This is a genomic window from Methylobacillus gramineus, assembly GCF_020532675.1.
In the GTDB taxonomy this organism is placed as follows: Bacteria; Pseudomonadota; Gammaproteobacteria; order Burkholderiales; family Methylophilaceae; genus Methylobacillus; species Methylobacillus gramineus.
In genome coordinates this window covers 1,001,390-1,017,702 of the sequence record NZ_JAJAVE010000001.1, presented here as the reverse complement: position 1 = coordinate 1,017,702, position 16,313 = coordinate 1,001,390, and the positions used below count along the sequence as shown (strand labels likewise).

Genomic DNA, 16,313 nt, shown 5'->3' with positions numbered 1-16,313 from the left:
AGCTCACTTTATGCTAAAACAAATTTTGAACCTATCAGCAGTAATATCAATGCAAGAACCGGACGTAATACTTTTTCCGGGATTTTTGCACTTAAATGACTGCCAATCCATATGCCGGGCAGGGAACCTATCAGCAGGCTGCCCAGCAGAGTAAAATCTACATGCCCCAGGCTCCAGTGGCCTATGCCCGCAATCGCTGTTAGCGGAATGGCGTGGGCGAGGTCAGTACCAACTACCTTCAATGTGCTCATCCTGGGATATAGCAGCAGGATGGCAATAGTGCCTAATGCGCCTGCTCCAACCGAGGATAAGGTCACCAGCACACCGAGGACAGCGCCGGTTAGGACGGTAGCTGCCACTTGTGTATTACCTGTAAAGCGCCCTGTGCTGATGGGGCCACTTTCAGTGTCACGCGCTTTGTTGCGCATCAGAAAACTGCGCACCAATAGTGCACAGGCCGTCATAATCAATGCAATGCCCAGCGCGTAAGTAATCAGCCCGGTAATTTCTTTACCAATAGACATCAGGTGTTTGATGACATAAATGGTAATCACCGACATCGGCAGACTACCTACTGCCATCAATCCAACAATTTTCCAGTCTACTGATTTGTGTTTACCATGATGGACCCAAACACCGCCAGTTTTAGTCAGTGCCGCAAACAGCAGGTCTGTGCCTACTGCGACGATTGGCTTGAATCCAAACATGAACACAAGTAGGGGGGTCATCAACGAACCACCACCCACTCCAGTTATGCCTACGAGAAAACCAACGGCAAAGCCGGAGAGTATGTAACCTATGTCCATGAAATGATTGTTGTTTTTTCCATGGGTTTGTTGGGACAGACGTTAGTCCAAAAACAATACCCGAAAAAGCCTTTTATTATAACAGGTTAAATAAATAATTTAATAGTATGTTATTCTATGAATATGTGATTTTGTTATAAAACAAGGGTCGAATAGCATAATGAAAATACATCAGTTACGGTATGTCCGCGAGGTTGCTCGACAAGGTCTTAGTGTCTCTATTGCGGCGGATGCTTTACATACCTCACAACCTGGCGTGAGCAAGCAGATCCAGCTACTCGAAGAAGAGTTGAATCTGCAGATATTCAAACGTAACGGTAAAAGATTGATTGGTATCACAGAACCGGGCCGAATTATACTGGAGTTGGCTGAGCGCGTCATGCTCGAAATGGATAATATCAAGCGTGTTGGGGAGGAGTTCACGCATGAAGATACGGGTGCATTGACTATTGCAACGACGCACACCCAGGCACGCTATCGCTTGCCTGCTGCTGTGAAAGAGTTCATGGCCCAATATCCCAAGGTCAAGCTGACTATCCATCAGGGTAACCCCACGCAAGTAGCGGAGCAGGTACAGAAGGGCGAAGCGGATATCGGCATCGCTACCGAGTCGATCAGCAGTTTCGAGGATCTGTTGTGCCTGCCTTGCTATCAGTGGAATCGTTGCGTCGTGACGCCTAAAGGTCATCCGTTGCTGGATGATTTGCCATTGACGCTTGAAAAAATTACGCGCTATCCACTGATTACCTACGACTTTGCTTTTACCGGTGGTTCATTGGTGAGCAAGGTGTTTGAGAAGGAAGGGCTGGAGCCCAATGTTGTACTGACTGCGATTGATGCTGATGTCATCAAGACCTATGTCAACTTGGGGCTTGGGGTCGGTCTATTGGCCAATATGGCCTATGACCCGGTGCGGGATAGTCATTTGGTGATGCTGGATGTCAGTGATCTGTTCCCTCCTAGCACTACATATATAGGCCTCCGTAAAGACGCTTACCTGCGGGGTTATGCTTATGCCTTTATTGAGTTGCTGGCACCGCACTATGGTCGTAAAGCAGTCGAGGCTGAGCTGAAATCCGTGCCCGGCGAATAAGGTTTAAAGGGTCAGGCATGGGGTTGCTGGCAATCAGGGCATTGTTATTGAGCTTGCTATTGCTAATGGCAATGCCTGTGGCAGCAAAAAAAGCCGCCCCCATGCCTGTGGTGAACCCTGGTAGTGGGCTGTATGAAGTCGCGGTTGAGCCTGGGGTGACTTATGAGGATGTAGTTGACAGTCTCAAGGTTGTGTCCGAAGGCGAAAACTTCGTCAATCCTGCCAACCTGCCGATAGGCGAACATTTGCGTGTCAGGGGACAGGCACCTGAAGGTCCGCTGGAAGTCCGGGCTTTCTGCAACCTAGGCCTGGGCGCTGAAATTATGCTGGATCACCCGGAATTCGTGACGTTTGCTCCATGCCGTATTGCGATCTATCAACGTAATCACCAGCTTTATCTCGGCCTGGCCCGCCCTACATTTGATCTTCAAAGCATACATAACCCCACGCCCAGAGCGCAGAAGGCTGCACAGGAGCTAGAACGCATACTACTGCATATTATCGACAAGGCGCGTCAAGGGGATATCTGATATCGTAATGATGAGCCATCACAAAGAATAATCATGAGCACGCCTACACCATTAGCGAAAAGTGAAGAGTTCCTGTATCTATTGCCACGCATGGCCAACCGTCACGGTTTGATTGCCGGGGCTACAGGGACTGGTAAAACAGTGACCCTGCAGAGCATTGCCGAGAGTTTTTCTCGGCTAGGCGTACCGGTGTTCATGGCCGATGTCAAAGGTGATCTTTCTGGTATCAGCCAGCCTGGTGGAAGCAATAGCCGGGTGGATTCCAGGGTTGCGCAATTAGGGCTGGAGAATTTCACTTTCGCTGCTTGCCCGGTTACGTTATGGGATGTATTTGGTAAAAAAGGCCATCCGGTACGCACCACCATTGCCGAAATGGGGCCGCTGCTTTTATCGCGTATGCTCAACCTCAATGAGGTGCAGTCGGGTGTGCTCACAGCAGTATTCAAGATTGCCGATGACAAGGGCTGGTTGTTGCTGGATATGAAGGATTTGCGGGCCATGATTCAGCACGCTGCCGAGAACTCGGCAGATTACAGTAATGAATACGGCAATATTTCTACTGCCAGCGTAGGGGCTATCCAGCGCGCATTACTGCAATTGGAGCATGAGGGCGCTGACCAGTTGTTCGGCGAGCCTGCATTGAACCTGGACGACATGATGCAGACAGACGCTAAAGGCTGGGGCATGGTCAATATCCTGGCCGCAGACAGTCTCTACAATTCACCGCGGGTATATGCGACTTTGTTGTTATGGCTATTGTCCGAGTTGTTCGAGAAGCTGCCTGAAGTGGGTGATCTTGATAAACCCAAACTCGCCTTCTTTTTTGATGAAGCACACTTGTTGTTCAACGATGCCCCCAAATCATTGATGGATAAAATTGAGCAGGTGGTGCGTCTGATCCGTTCCAAGGGTGTAGGCGTGTATTTTGTAAGCCAGAATCCACTGGATATTCCCGATGTTGTATTGGGCCAGCTAGGTAATCGCGTACAGCATGCTTTGCGCGCTTTCACCCCCAGGGATCAAAAGGCAGTGAAGGCGGCGGCTGAAACGTTTCGTGCCAATCCTGATGTGAAAGTCAGTCAGGTGATTACAGAACTTGCTGTTGGGGAGGCGCTGGTGTCATTTCTGGACGAGCAGGGGCGGCCTACACCGGTAGAGCGTGCATTTGTTTGTCCGCCGGGTAGCAGAATAGGGCCAGTGAGTGATCTTGAGCGTGAGCAGTTGATTAAGAGTTCGATTGTGTACGGGCATTACGAGAATGGTGTGGATCGTGAGTCGGCCTATGAAATCCTGAAAGGACGTGCCTCGGAGACTCAAGAGCAAGCGGCCGAGGAGGATAGAGGATTTGATTGGGGTGGTTTGTTCGGTGGTGGAAATTCTGAAAACAAGCCAGCGCGTAAATCGACAGGCCGTCAGCCGCAAAGCGTATTGGAAACTGCCGCAAAAAGTGCCGCCAGAGCCATAGGCTCTGAACTTGGACGGCAGATATTGCGCGGAGTATTGGGATCCATTCTTGGTGGTAAGAGCAAGAAGTAGGATTGAATCAACAGTCAGGTAGTCGAGTTTTATAGTTTGCAAATCATCATCCAGCCTGGTCAGGCAGAACAGACCATCAATAAATCCCGCTTCGTGGCGATCGCCGAGTACTGTGCAGACGAACGCGCTGTGGCTATTGCCTTGCGGCGCCTTGCCAGTGCACACCAAAGTGCACATCACCTGGCTTATGCTTTTAGGCTGCAGACTCCACAGGGAGTCGTACAACGATTCAGTGATGCAGGAGAGCCATCCGGCACTGCAGGCAAGCCAGTATTGCAGTTTCTTGAGGGGCGTAACCTCATCAATACCTGTGTCGGGGTGATTCGGTATTATGGTGGCATCAATCTGGGCACCGGTGGCTTGGTGCGTGCTTATGGCGGAACCGCAAAAATGGCGCTAGATGCAGCGAGTTTTGGCGAGTATGTCGAGATGCAGAAAATACGCGTGGATCTGGATTACAAAAAACTGGATGGTTTTATTCGCGATGTGGATAGGCTGAATGGCGAAGTGCTTGATAAAGCCTTTGGTGAGTACGTGACGGTGATTGCTTCCGTGCCTGCGCACGAGGTACCGAGTTTGCAGCAGAAATATGGCTAATTTGATACCAGACAAATAAAAAATAGCCGGCTTTGATGCCGGCTATTTTGTGCTTGCGTGTTTTTATTGGGCTGCTTGTGGTTCAGCGACAAAAATTTCAACACGACGATTCTTGGCACGGTTGGCTAACGTGTCATTGGATACCAATGGTTCATGGGAGCCGCGACCATCCACTGTAAACCGGTTGCTGCTAATACCGCGGGCAGTCAGGTAATTGCGGGCGTTGGTAGCGCGATTCAATGACAATGGATTATTGATGGCATCGCTACCGGTGTTATCCGTGTGACCAACAATCGTCACAGTCGTGTTCGGATTGTTTTTCAAGGTAGTGGCAAAGCTGTCAAGCACTGGGCGGAAGTTAGGTTCTATATCGGCTTTACCTGATGCAAAAGAGATATCACTGGGAATGGCAAGCTTGAGGCGATTATCTTCAGTTTGGGAGACCTGTACGCCAGTACCTTCAGTCGCTTGTTCCATCTGGCGTTTCTGTTCTTCCATACGCTTTGACCACACATTGCCGGCGATCGCACCAGCGCCAGCGCCTACAGCGGCGCCTATCGCTGCACCCTTACCTTTTCCAGCCAATGCACCTACTACTGCACCAGCACCAGCCCCAATAGCCGCGCCTTTGGCAGTGCCTTTCTGGGTTTCTGACATATTGGCACAGCCACTAATCGCCAATGCAATAACCACGGCGCTTGCTGTTAATTGAGTTCGCATGATTTTCCTTTTTCTGTTGGTGAGATAGATATGTATTTGGCAGGATAAAGCAGCATAAGTTCTGCGGGAACAAAATTGACAATAGTTTGCACATGCGCATAAAAAAGCCCGGTAGCACATGTTACCGGGCCTAGTTGCATGCTGCTTTATTCAAGCGCTTATTTGAAAACGAGTATCTCGCCCTTGCCATCGTTGGCAATGTCGCCCGCAAAGCGCTGCACGCGATTCTTGTTGATGGCGGCAAACTTGCTGGGCAAGTTGCTGAACGACTTGAACATCAGACTCAGGAATGGCAGGGTATGGGTACCGCAATCCTGTAGCGTGGCGTGTAGCTTGGGTGGCTGAGTCAGGAGCAGGGTGCCGCGGCGCATGCCGTAACCTACATAATCCCCAACACTGCCCAGGACGCCTATGGTGCCTGCCAGCATGCGTGAGGCGCAGTAGCTGCCCACATTGCCTTCAATCAGGATAATGCCACGTCGCATCTGGTCGCCAGCCCGCTCACCCGCGTTGCCGGTGATGAGGACGATGCCGCCCTTCATGCCTTTGCGGTCTCCGGGAATGGCGGCAGCCAGGAAATCACCCACATTACCGTGAACATGTAACAATCCGCCGGCCATCCCGCTGGCAGTATAAGCATCAGCGTTACCGTTCAGTACGATTTCACCCTTGCGCATCTGGAAGCCGAGATAAGAGCCAGCACCGCCATTGACAGTGATGCGGCCGCTTTTCATCTTGCTGCCAATGTAGTCCAGCTTGCCGCTGGCGTTGTTGAATACAATCTCCTCGGCGTTGTCGCCGCTGATATCAAACAAGCTGTCTACGCGTAGTTTCAGCCTGCCAGAGTCTAGTGGGATGGCAGCAATATCGCTGAGGCTTTTTCCAGCCAGGTTATCTGGCGTGAGTGCAGACACGTCTACACGCTGCTGAATGGCTTGCTTGAGTGTGAAGGTCAACGCGCTCATGCCATGATCTCCCTGAGTTTGAAGTGGTACGGTCCTAGTTTCCCGCCATAGTTACCGGCAGAGATGCGTTTGATGCCGTTCTTGGCACCCAGCTCACAGGCTGCGGCAATCCCTGCACGCATGGCAACCCGAATGTCGGGATCGGTCAGGCCGTCAATGACGATTTCCATGACGGATTCAATTTCCGGAGAAAGCTCAGTCTTGGTGATGCCCTTAAGGGTAGGGCAGAACGCATCATTGGTAGACGCGATCAGGGATTTATATTTGGAGCCGACCTTGGAGCCTGAGCGTACAACGCCGCCCGGGAATGGCATGATGACATTCGGTACCTTGCTCATGGCATCTATCGCGGCCTCGCATGCAGCAAGCGCCTGTGGCTGAGATTCCGCGAGGATAAGGAAGTTGCCACCGCCGACTGAACGTATCATGCCGGTACTTTCTTCCGTCATGAACTCGCCATCCATCACTGGCACACGCCAATAACGCTTGCCATTGAATACTTTTGACGTCTGGAAGCCATCACCGAAAAAGCGCAGATTCTTGCCCAGGTTGATTTTGGTGATTTCAGGATAGCCATCATCAATGCCGGAAAATGCCGCTGCAGTGGGGCAGGTCAATACGCATTGTCCCAGCCGAGTTTCCAGCTGCTTCATAAGTACTGCGCTACTCATGGCGAACATGAGGATGGAAACGCCAGGGCGCCCATCGGGAGTTTCTTCTGGGCTGAGTTCGCGCTCTATGCCAGCTTCCACACCGCAGGCAATCACCGAGGTGGCAAAGCCAGTCATGGCTCTGGCTGCGTTGTAGGCCCAGCGCAGATTTTGCGCTGTGATCAGGACGCGGGTGCCGCGCATGCCGAAGGCTTCGGCAAAGGTGTCATCTATTGATACGCCGTTGATAATCATTATGCTGTTTTCTCCCTGCGACCTTTGCTCTCCTGAACAATGACGTGGCCGCGGCCATCCTCTTCAAGCTCTGCAGCGCTGACCTTGAAGTTTTCCATGTTCATGGTGTGGTAGGTATCAAAGTATTTTTTCAGATCTTTTTCTATGCCGCGATCAAACTCAGGCTTGACTGTATGGGTGCTGCCCCAGGTGACTTTGACCACTTGACCATTGCGTACCACCAGTTGGCCATCCTTGAACACATAATCCGGTTTGGCAAACATGGCTTCACGGTCTGCATTATCGGTATAGACGGTAATGTCTGCACCAGCGCCCACACCCAGATGCCCACGGTCATGCAGGCCTACCAGCTTGGCAGCTCCGGCACGGGTCATGATGGCAATTTCATACAGGCTGTATTCACGCTCGATGCCACTCAGCGTGCTCATCGCCTGAGCGTCGAGGTTGAGTTTTGCAAACATATCGTTACGGAAACTCTTGTCCATCAGCAGGCGGATCAGATGCGGATAGCTGGTGAATGGCGCACCGTTCGGGTGATCCGTGGTGAGGAAGATACGCCATGGATCTTCCGTCAACAGGAAGATCTCCAGGCCAATTGCCCACTGCAGAGCATTGACGAAATTCTGATCCTTGTACTTGAATGGCACTACTCCGCAACCGGAGTCGCATTCAATATCCATCAGTACGGATTTGCGTGGTGAGCCGTGGCCGGAGTTTGCGAATTGGCGCATATTGTCGCCTGAAGCCGTTACGGTCTGGCCGAACAGAATCTGGCCTACATCTGCCGAGACATTTTTGTGCTTGTTCAGTGCTTCTGCGATGGCAGCAGCACCGGATGAGAACTTGCGGTCGCCCTCTGTGCCATAGCTGTGAAACTGGATATGTGTCAGGTGAACCGGATAACCTTCTACCGCGCCCATGGTCTTGAGAGTGGTTTCTACATTACCAGGCACCCCGAGGTTGTTACCATGCACATGCAGCGGGTGGGCAATGCCCAGTTCATAGACTGCGCGGGTCAGGGATTGCAGCACTTCGCGTGGCGTGACTTTGTAGTGGATGTTTTCCTCATCCAGATTCAGCGCTCTCTGGTTGAACTTGAAGGCATTGATACCACCTGGATTGACCACCTTGATGCCGATGGCCTGACTGGCGTGCAGTATCCAGGCAACATAATCATTGATCGCATTTTGATCCTGCTTGGCTGCCAGCATACGCAGGAAGAAGTCATCACTGCCTATCATGGCGTAACCGCCTTTATCAATGATAGGGGTGTCGCACATTTCCAGGTGTGACTGGCGCGCATTGACTGGGGAAAGCGCAGGCTCGAAACCTGCGGTATAGCCCATTTCTGCGTAGCGATAACCGGTGGTCAGCGTGGATGGGGCTGCATGGCCGCAGCCGGAACGACAGGCGTCAGTATGTACGGCGGGTGATGCGCGGTGATCTTCTGGCAACATTAGGCGGGCGATATTGACTTTGCCTCCGCCAATATGGGTGTGCATGTCGATCGCACCCGCCATCACCACTTTGCCACGCAGGTCGTATTCTTGATCTATGGTTTCAGCGTCGTTTGGGCGCTCTACAATGCGGCCATCGCGCACATAGATATCCATGACCCTGCCATCGATATTGTGCGCTGGGTCATACACCCGGCCGCCGGTAAGTTTGATTAGCATGTGTCTGATTCCTTAATCTTGCTTAAGCTGCTTTGAGCGCGGCTTCAATGGCAGAAAGTACATCGCCCAGCGTAGGGAGCTCGGTTGCCCGCAGTTTTTTCAGGGGCAGCGTGACCGAACTGTCACTGCGGAATTGGGCACCGCTGGCTTCCAGTCCTGGAATGGCGATCGGGATAAAGACTGCCGGCGGCTGCTCAAATTGCATGGCCGGGTGGCCGATCACTACGGTAGGTGTCTTGCTTGCAGGGGGAACGCGTTCGGGGTTGAAACTGTTAATCCAGATCAGTGCATCTACTTCTCCCTCTGCCAGCAAGGCCGAGGTTTCATAATGATATGGGTCGTAGTCGGGATAGCCGCGACGATACGAGCTGCGGAAAGGATAACCACTGATCCAAGTGCTGACGTTGTAGGCGGTGACATCCCCATCATTACCGCTTAATGGTAAACCGGCACTACGGGTGGTCTTGTTCAGGTGCTCGACAATGCCGGTAATGGTCTGGATGGAAAGTTCGGCATGCGGGAAATCCAGTGCACTGCCAGTCCAGGCAATTACGCTATATTTTGCTGCTTTCAGTCGCTCTGCCAGTTTTTCAAGATCAGCAGTGGCAATGCCAGCCACTTCAGTCGCAAGAAAAGGTTTACCGCTGATAATGGCACGTAAGGCAGCCAGCACTTCAGGGATGCGGTCAAGATCACAGGGCAATACATCGGGCTTTCTACCTGAAGGAGAAGTGCCAGGCGCTGTATTCAGGTCACGACCACCCAGGTATACAATCTCTCTGGCATCAGTATTGTCCGTGAACATGGCTTCTTTGTTCCAGATCACACGATCAAAAAAGCGCGGGAAATAACTCACCACATCCGTGCCTATCACCAGCAACAGGTCAACCCGGTTTTTTACTTCACTCAAGGTGGTGACATACCAACCAGAATTCTGTATGACCAACAGATTTTTCATTGAACTCTTGGAGTTCATGTGGTCAATCGTGGCCCCTGCCGTCTCGGCTAAATTCATTACAGCCCGCATGCCATAAACATCGGTAGCCAGCCCACTGATCAGTGGGTGACGGGACTGGCTGAATAGCTCAACCACTTTGGCGATTGCAGCGCCGAGCTCCGTTGGCTTGCCTGCTATCTGTGGGCTGCTTGGTGTGCGAGGGCGTTCAAAAAACGCAGTGGTTTTACTACAGGCCTGATTTTGCAAAGCCAGGTTGCCATCAGAGTCTCTGGAGATGACGAGGTCATCACTGAGCAGTCCTTCGCCGGGAAAGGCAACAGCTTCTATAGTTCCTGCCGGAAAATTGGTTGATTGGGTCATGTTCTCCATCCGAAAACTGTTTAGTTCCTCAAGGTCCATGCCTTGATCAGGCATGATTGAAACCGGTGCAACCGATTCTGGTAGATGCTCGGCGGATTATACTATCTCATTATCGCTGCATGAAGGCCAGTTCTGTGACAAACAGCATTTTGGCTACAAAAATACTAGAGGTAATGAAAAAATGCAGGGTGATAGTTCGACAACACGGATCACCCTTTTTAAAAGGGGGGTTGCTGGGCTACAATAGCGCACTTTCTAGGTGCCACAAGCGCCTGTTTTTTTGCAGCCAAGGAAAAAATTATCAGCAAGCAAGGCGTTAGTGTTGTCACCTCAGCACGATTGCATATGGGGTTCTTTGATCTCAATGGCGGTTTGGGTCGTAGATTCGGTAGCCTTGGGGTGTCTCTGGATCAGCCATCTACCTCGCTTTGCGCTTATATCGCAGATAGCATCAGTACGCACGGCCCTGGCGCCGTGCGCGCCTTGAAAACAGCGCAACGAATTGCCGCTGCGCTTGATTTGCCTCATGGCGTTCACATCGAGCTGCAGGCAGCGATTCCTGAGCACGCTGGTCTGGGGTCTGGTACCCAGATGTCTTTAGCCGTGGGTTCAGCGATTAGCCAGTTATTCAACTTGAATTTGAGTTTGCGTGACATTGCCGTCCTGACTTCCCGTGGAGCAAGATCCGGGATCGGGCTCGGCACATTCGCCTCTGGGGGGGTGATTGTTGATGGTGGTCGCAGTGCTGACACCGATGTGCCACCGGTGATTGCACGTGCTGAATTCCCGTCAGACTGGCGTATTGTGCTCATGTTTGATCGCAGTAGTTACGGTGTGCATGGGGCTCAGGAGATAGAAGCGTTCCGTCAGTTACCCGAGTTTCCTGCGGATAGTGCGGCGGAGCTGTGCCGCTATGTGCTGATGCAGGCTTTGCCAGCGCTCGCAGAGCATGACTTGCCTACGTTTGGTAAGGCGATACGCGAACTGCAATGGCGTACTGGAGATCATTTTTCACCAGCGCAGGGCGGGCGGTATGCTAGCCCTTTGGTCTCGAAAATACTGCAACAATTGGAAGCGCAAGGCGTCGATTGCCTGGGGCAAAGCTCCTGGGGACCTACAGGTTTTGCTATTTTTGCCGATGAAACAGGTGCGCGTCAGGTATTAGAAGCGCTAGAATCACAATATGATGAAAATCAGGAGATACAGTTTCTGCTGTGCAAGGGGGCTAACGCCGGCGCAGAAATTAGCTCTTGTTTGGTAGAGTAGTTCCGTAAATTTGTATGGAAAAATTGGCAATTAGCCATTATTTAGTAACGCATCGCACTAGTGAGGGCACGCGAAATGGAAGGGATTAAATTGGAAAAGCCTTATGTACTGCACTTTATAACACCAGCAAAGAACGCCAGTCCGTTTGACGTTAACATGGCTTATGACGCGGGTTATGACGCAATTGCCCAATATACCAATGTACAGTTGAACGAAGTCACCGGCTTGGTGCAGGATGCTATTTTTTCACGCGGTCCGCGTGGCGTATGGCGCACAGGTATGCTGATTGGTGGTCGCGATGTTGATCTGGCGATGGATATGCTGGAAACAGCCAAAAAATCCATGGTGCCACCTTTCGAAATTTCTGTATTTGCCGATCCATCTGGTGCTTTTACTACTTCTGCAGCCATGATGGCGCGGGTTGAGCAGCTGTTGAGCAAGCATTTTGGCGGTAATCTGGAAGGCCGGAAGGTCAGCATTTTTGGTGCAACAGGTCCAGTAGGCGGGTGTACCGCCGTGATTGCTTCCAAGTATGGTGCGACTGTGGAAATGGTGTCGCACAAAACTCTGGCAGACGTAGAAGAAAAAGCTGCGGCTTACAATAAGCGTTACGGTACCAATATCCAATGTGTTGATGGCAGTACTGATGAGCTGAAAACCAAGATTCTGGAAACTAGCGACGTTGCCTTGTGTTGTGCTGCTGCGGGCGTACGTGTATTGACGATAGACCAGATGAAGAACTCAAAGACACTGAAGGTGGTGGCTGATGTAAATGCCGTTCCTCCTACCGGTGCTGAGGGTGTGGGCGTGATGGCTGATGGCGTGATCATCGAAGGTACGCAGATCTACGGTATCGGTGCGCTGGCTGTTGGTAATATCAAATATCAGACTCAGCAACGCCTGTTCAAGCGTATGCTGGAAGGTCAAAGCCATGTCTATATCGATTTCATTACCGCTTTTGAACTGGCGCGTAAAGATCTCGTTTAGTTAGGTCTGAACAAAAAAATAGCCATAGTGGCGGCCAATGCCCGCCCTTATGTCACGGCAGCAGCGGCAGCAGGGTACCAAGTACTCGCTGCCGATGTTTTTGGTGACGAGGATACGCTTGCGGCCAGTGCCAGCAGTATGGTGCTGGAGTATGGACATAATGGTTTTTCATTAGCCGCCATCCGCCATGAGCTGATTCCTGCGCTGCAGCGTTTTGGAGCCGATATGCTGCTGTATGGCAGTGGCTTTGAGGCTCAGCCTGAAGTGCTTGATGTGTTGGCAGCACAGTTGCCGCTGGTCGGTAATCAGGCCCCTGTGGTTAAACGGTGCAAGGATGCCCACTCTTTTCTGACAGGTTGTCAGGCGCTTGATATTCCGGTGCCGGATAGCTGTTTTAACCGAGAGCTACTGGAAGATAACGATAGGCAGCACTGGTTATATAAAGAACAGGGCGGTTCTGGTGGTATGCACATTCAACTGGCTGCTGAGGCAGTGGATGATGGGGGCTATTTCCAGCGGAAAGTACCTGGAGTGCCTGTCTCTTTATTGTTCCTGGCTTCGGCACAAGGCATCACCCCTGTGGGATTCCAGCGTCAGCTACTAGCCCCATTGGATTCACGCTTGCCATATCGCTATGGCGGCTTGGTGGGCCCAATCAAGATAACGGGTCCTGCTGCAGAGGGTTTGCTGAAATCAGCACAGCTACTGGCCTTTGAGTTTGGGTTACGTGGTCTCAATAGTCTGGATGCCATGATAGATGGCGATCAATACTGGATCCTGGAAATCAATCCAAGACTGAGTGCCAGCTTGGCACTGTATGAAATGCCGCATCAATGGTTGCAGGCGCATATCGATGCCAGTCTGGAACATGATGTCGATTGGCCCTCAGGCACGGCAGGACAGCCCAGAGCGAATCTGGTATGTTACTCGCCTTTCGATATTGAGATTCCGTGTCGTTTCAACTGGCCGGAATGGGTGGTGGATAAGCCACTGGCAAATAGTGTAGTAGTCAAGGGTGCACCACTGTGCACAGTGGTGGCTGTTGGCGAGAGTGATGGTCAAGCAGAAGAATTGGCGCGGACACGCGCAGTCATATTAAATGAAATGCTCAAATATATTCAAACATCAGGAGAAGAACATGAGTCAAGCCACTGTCGATACTAGCCGTTGGCCAAGCGTGAACACGCTAACTGCGCCTCTGGTGCAATATATTATTGATAACGCCGATGTGTTGCGTGTCGGTGTTGAACAGCATGCAAGTGGTGCCACGATTATCGATGCTGGCATTCATTCTCCGGGTGGTCTGGAAGCTGGTCGTTTGATTGCCGAAATTTGTATGGGTGGTCTGGGACATGTGAGTTTGCAAACTAGCACGACATTCCCGCATTGGCCCTGGATGTTATCTGTACATTCCAATAATCCAATCCTCTCCTGTCTGGGCAGCCAGTACGCAGGCTGGAGTCTGGCGCACGAGAAGTTCTTCTCATTAGGATCTGGGCCTGGTCGCGCCCTTGCTGGTCGTGAAGAGTTATATAAAGAGCTGGGTTATCAGGACAAGAGTGATTCTGCTTGTCTGGTCCTTGAAAGCGATAAGGCACCGCCGACTGAAGTGATTGAAAAAGTGGCGCGCGATACCGGTCTCAGCGCAGAAAAACTGACCTTCATCCTTACACCAACCCGTAGCCTGGCCGGTACCGTGCAAATTGTGGCACGTGTGCTGGAAGTGGCCATGCACAAGATTCATACCCTGCATTTCCCGCTCGAGCACGTCGTGGACGGTATGGCAAGTGCACCTGTGCCGCCACCTGCTCCTGATTTTCTGATTGGCATGGGGCGTACCAATGACGCCATCTTGTTTGGTGGTCATGCGCATATTTTTGTCAAAGGTAGCGATGATGCCGCAGCCAAGTTGGCTAAAGAGCTGCCAAGCAACTCTTCACGCGATTATGGCCGTCCATTCGCCGAGGTATTCAAGGCTGTGAATATGGACTTCTACAAGATTGATCCTTTGCTGTTCAGTCCAGCCGCAGTTACCGTGACAGCCTTGGAGTCCGGCAAGAGTTTTACCGGCGGCAAGCTGGATGCAGCCTTGCTTGATCAATCTTTTGGGTATAGCGCATAACTTGAATCCACGTATTCCCGTCTTTACCGACGATCCTGGTTGGCATGGCAAACGCTTGAAAGAAGCGTTTGCCACACGTGGTCGCGAGGCAGTCTTTATTTCTCTTAAGGATTGTGCTTTAAACCTGACCAATATAGGACATCCAGCCGTATTGATCCCTGGTTTTGAGGATGCACTCCCTGAAGGGGTGTTTGTCCGTGGCGTGCCAGGAGGCACTCTGCAGCAAGTCATTGCCAGGCTTGATATTCTGCATGCGCTGAAGTTGCTTGGCGTTACGGTTTATAACGATGGTCAGGCGGTTGAACGCACTGTGGACAAGGCCATGACCAGTTTTCTGCTTCACCTCAATCATGTTCCCACGCCCAACACCTGGGTGTGCGAATCTCGAGCGCAAGCGCATGAGCTTATGCTGCGTGAAACTATGGCGGGACGTACCCTGGTGATCAAGCCACTTTTCGGCTCGCAAGGGCAGGGTGTACGCAAGCTGGAACACGGCATGCCATTCCCTGTACCCATGGAAGAACATGTGGACGGTCTCTATTATCTACAGTCTTATATAGATAGTGGAGAAGGGGCCTGGCATGACCACCGTGTATTCGTGATTCATGGTAAAGCTGTCGCAGCGATGAAGCGTTATGGGAGTCATTGGGTAAATAATGTGGCGCAGGGTGGTCGATGTGAGCCGATTGCGGCTGAAGGCGAACTGGCGACAATGGCTGAGGCTGCTGCAAGCGCAGTGGATGTGAATTATTGTGGTGTGGATATCATCCGCGACAGTGATGGCAAGCTGTATGTACTTGAGGTAAATAGCATTCCCGCCTGGAAAGGTCTGCAAGGTGTAGCAGGATTTGATATTGCACAGGTGCTGGTGGACGATTTCATGGCGCATATTCATGCACGTCCCACATTGGCGATTGTTTCGTGAGCCCGCAGCAGGTTGCTGATGCTTTCAGGGCGGCTTGCATGGCTGAACTGGCTGCACTCAAGCCGGGCAATGTGCATATTTTTGCCGATGGCCACAACATGGTGGTGCAGCAATTCATTCAAAGTGCTGATGCTGTTGCAGCTGTGATTGCCGAACCTAGGCTGACGGTGGGCGCGCGTATCCTGGCTTCCATCAATGCCACGTGGCAGGTGGTGGATTGCAATACCAATCTTGGCATCGTCCTGCTGTGTGCACCACTTGTAGAGGCAGCGCTTGTCGATGACAGTTCAAGCTTGCAGTCGAGGTTGGCGCAAGTGCTGCAATCATTGACCATAGCAGATGCGGATCTTGCCTTTCAGGCCATCGTACGCGCTTCACCAGCTGGCTTGGGGAAAAGTGATCAGCATGATGTGCATGACTCACCCAAGATCAGCCTGCTGGCTGCCATGCGTGAATCGGCGGAACGTGATCGTATTGCCTGGCAATATATCCATGAGTTTTCCGATATATTTGATTTTGGCCTTCCTCATTATGCAGCTGCCATCGCGCGCTGGAATAATCCTGCATGGGCAACGAGTGTGCTGTATCTGGCATGGCTGAGTGAGTTCCCCGATAGTCATATTTCACGCAAATATGATCTTGCCCTGGCGCAGGAAGTGCAACAGGAGGCACAACACCATTTGCAGCGAATGCTGGCGCAAGATAATCCCAAAAGCTATCAGCGTGATTTGATGCAGTTTGATACGCAGCTCAAAAGCAGGCGTATTAATCCAGGCACCAGTGCAGACCTGACGGTGGCTACGCTAATGGCATATGCCTTGCAAAAAGCCGACTCGCCTGCATAAAACGGACGGGGCTGGTGTATGG

General features: G+C 51.6%; 16 protein-coding genes. 10 read left to right on the top strand and 6 right to left on the bottom strand.

What is annotated here, in order from left to right; translation table 11 throughout:
* Positions 1-8: 8 nt before the first annotated feature.
* Entirely contained in the window at positions 9-806 is a 798-nt protein-coding gene (locus LG201_RS04760) for a sulfite exporter TauE/SafE family protein (protein WP_226771015.1), read from the bottom strand.
* Positions 807-966: 160 nt separating this feature from the next.
* Here LG201_RS04760 and LG201_RS04755 point away from each other — a divergent pair, with 160 nt between their 5' ends.
* Genes LG201_RS04755 through LG201_RS04740 form a run of 4 tightly spaced genes read left to right on the top strand, consistent with a single transcriptional unit; the run spans position 967 to position 4,562 of the window.
* Entirely contained in the window at positions 967-1,899 is a 933-nt protein-coding gene (locus tag LG201_RS04755; RefSeq protein ID WP_226771014.1) for a CysB family HTH-type transcriptional regulator, read from the top strand.
* 17 nt (positions 1,900-1,916) lie between these two features.
* Complete coding sequence (locus tag LG201_RS04750; RefSeq protein ID WP_226771013.1) at positions 1,917-2,429, top strand: DUF302 domain-containing protein; 513 nt, start codon at positions 1,917-1,919, stop codon at positions 2,427-2,429.
* Between the two features lie 33 nt (positions 2,430-2,462).
* Positions 2,463-3,965, top strand: a complete 1,503-nt coding sequence (locus LG201_RS04745; protein WP_226771012.1) for a helicase HerA-like domain-containing protein — start codon at positions 2,463-2,465, stop codon at positions 3,963-3,965.
* A gap of 36 nt (positions 3,966-4,001) precedes the next feature.
* Positions 4,002-4,562: an IMPACT family protein gene (locus LG201_RS04740; RefSeq protein ID WP_226771011.1), complete on the top strand. Its 561-nt coding sequence runs from the start codon at positions 4,002-4,004 to the stop codon at positions 4,560-4,562.
* 63 nt (positions 4,563-4,625) lie between these two features.
* Here LG201_RS04740 and LG201_RS04735 read toward each other — a convergent pair whose 3' ends face one another.
* From LG201_RS04735 to LG201_RS04715, 5 genes are all read right to left on the bottom strand, one after another.
* Complete coding sequence (locus LG201_RS04735; protein WP_226771010.1) at positions 4,626-5,282, bottom strand: OmpA family protein; 657 nt, start codon at positions 5,280-5,282, stop codon at positions 4,626-4,628.
* A 158-nt stretch (positions 5,283-5,440) separates the two neighbouring features.
* The gene (locus LG201_RS04730) at positions 5,441-6,247 is read right to left on the bottom strand and encodes a formylmethanofuran dehydrogenase subunit C (protein ID WP_226771009.1); all 807 of its coding nucleotides are present in this window, start codon (positions 6,245-6,247) and stop codon (positions 5,441-5,443) included.
* A complete protein-coding gene (gene fhcD, locus LG201_RS04725; protein ID WP_226771008.1) occupies positions 6,244-7,152 on the bottom strand; it encodes a formylmethanofuran--tetrahydromethanopterin N-formyltransferase in 909 nt (302 codons plus the stop codon). The genes LG201_RS04730 and fhcD overlap by 4 nt, the downstream gene beginning before the upstream one ends.
* Positions 7,152-8,828 (bottom strand): formylmethanofuran dehydrogenase subunit A, encoded by a 1,677-nt coding sequence (locus LG201_RS04720; RefSeq protein ID WP_226771007.1) that lies wholly within the window; start codon positions 8,826-8,828, stop codon positions 7,152-7,154. The genes fhcD and LG201_RS04720 overlap by 1 nt, the downstream gene beginning before the upstream one ends.
* Before the next feature lie 22 nt (positions 8,829-8,850).
* Positions 8,851-10,146 carry a formylmethanofuran dehydrogenase subunit B gene (locus LG201_RS04715; RefSeq protein WP_226771006.1) on the bottom strand — a complete coding sequence of 432 codons (1,296 nt, stop codon included), beginning with the start codon at positions 10,144-10,146 and terminating at the stop codon, positions 8,851-8,853.
* A gap of 297 nt (positions 10,147-10,443) precedes the next feature.
* On the opposite strand from LG201_RS04715, the gene LG201_RS04710 reads away from it, so the two are divergent.
* The 6 genes from LG201_RS04710 to LG201_RS04685 all read left to right on the top strand — a co-directional run bounded on the left by LG201_RS04710 (position 10,444) and on the right by LG201_RS04685 (position 16,291).
* Complete coding sequence (locus tag LG201_RS04710) at positions 10,444-11,412, top strand: beta-ribofuranosylaminobenzene 5'-phosphate synthase family protein (RefSeq protein ID WP_226771927.1); 969 nt, start codon at positions 10,444-10,446, stop codon at positions 11,410-11,412.
* Between the two features lie 75 nt (positions 11,413-11,487).
* Entirely contained in the window at positions 11,488-12,399 is a 912-nt protein-coding gene (locus LG201_RS04705; RefSeq protein ID WP_226771005.1) for an NAD(P)-dependent methylenetetrahydromethanopterin dehydrogenase, read from the top strand.
* 27 nt (positions 12,400-12,426) lie between these two features.
* Positions 12,427-13,563 (top strand): ATP-grasp domain-containing protein, encoded by a 1,137-nt coding sequence (locus LG201_RS04700; protein ID WP_226771004.1) that lies wholly within the window; start codon positions 12,427-12,429, stop codon positions 13,561-13,563.
* Positions 13,538-14,521: a methenyltetrahydromethanopterin cyclohydrolase gene (gene mch / locus LG201_RS04695; protein ID WP_226771003.1), complete on the top strand. Its 984-nt coding sequence runs from the start codon at positions 13,538-13,540 to the stop codon at positions 14,519-14,521. The genes LG201_RS04700 and mch overlap by 26 nt, the downstream gene beginning before the upstream one ends.
* A 1-nt stretch (position 14,522) precedes the next feature.
* Positions 14,523-15,446, top strand: coding sequence for an ATP-grasp domain-containing protein (locus tag LG201_RS04690; protein ID WP_226771926.1), 924 nt, complete (start codon positions 14,523-14,525; stop codon positions 15,444-15,446).
* Positions 15,443-16,291 carry a triphosphoribosyl-dephospho-CoA synthase gene (locus LG201_RS04685; protein ID WP_226771002.1) on the top strand — a complete coding sequence of 283 codons (849 nt, stop codon included), beginning with the start codon at positions 15,443-15,445 and terminating at the stop codon, positions 16,289-16,291. Before LG201_RS04690 ends, LG201_RS04685 begins: the two co-directional genes overlap by 4 nt.
* Positions 16,292-16,313 lie beyond the last annotated feature (22 nt).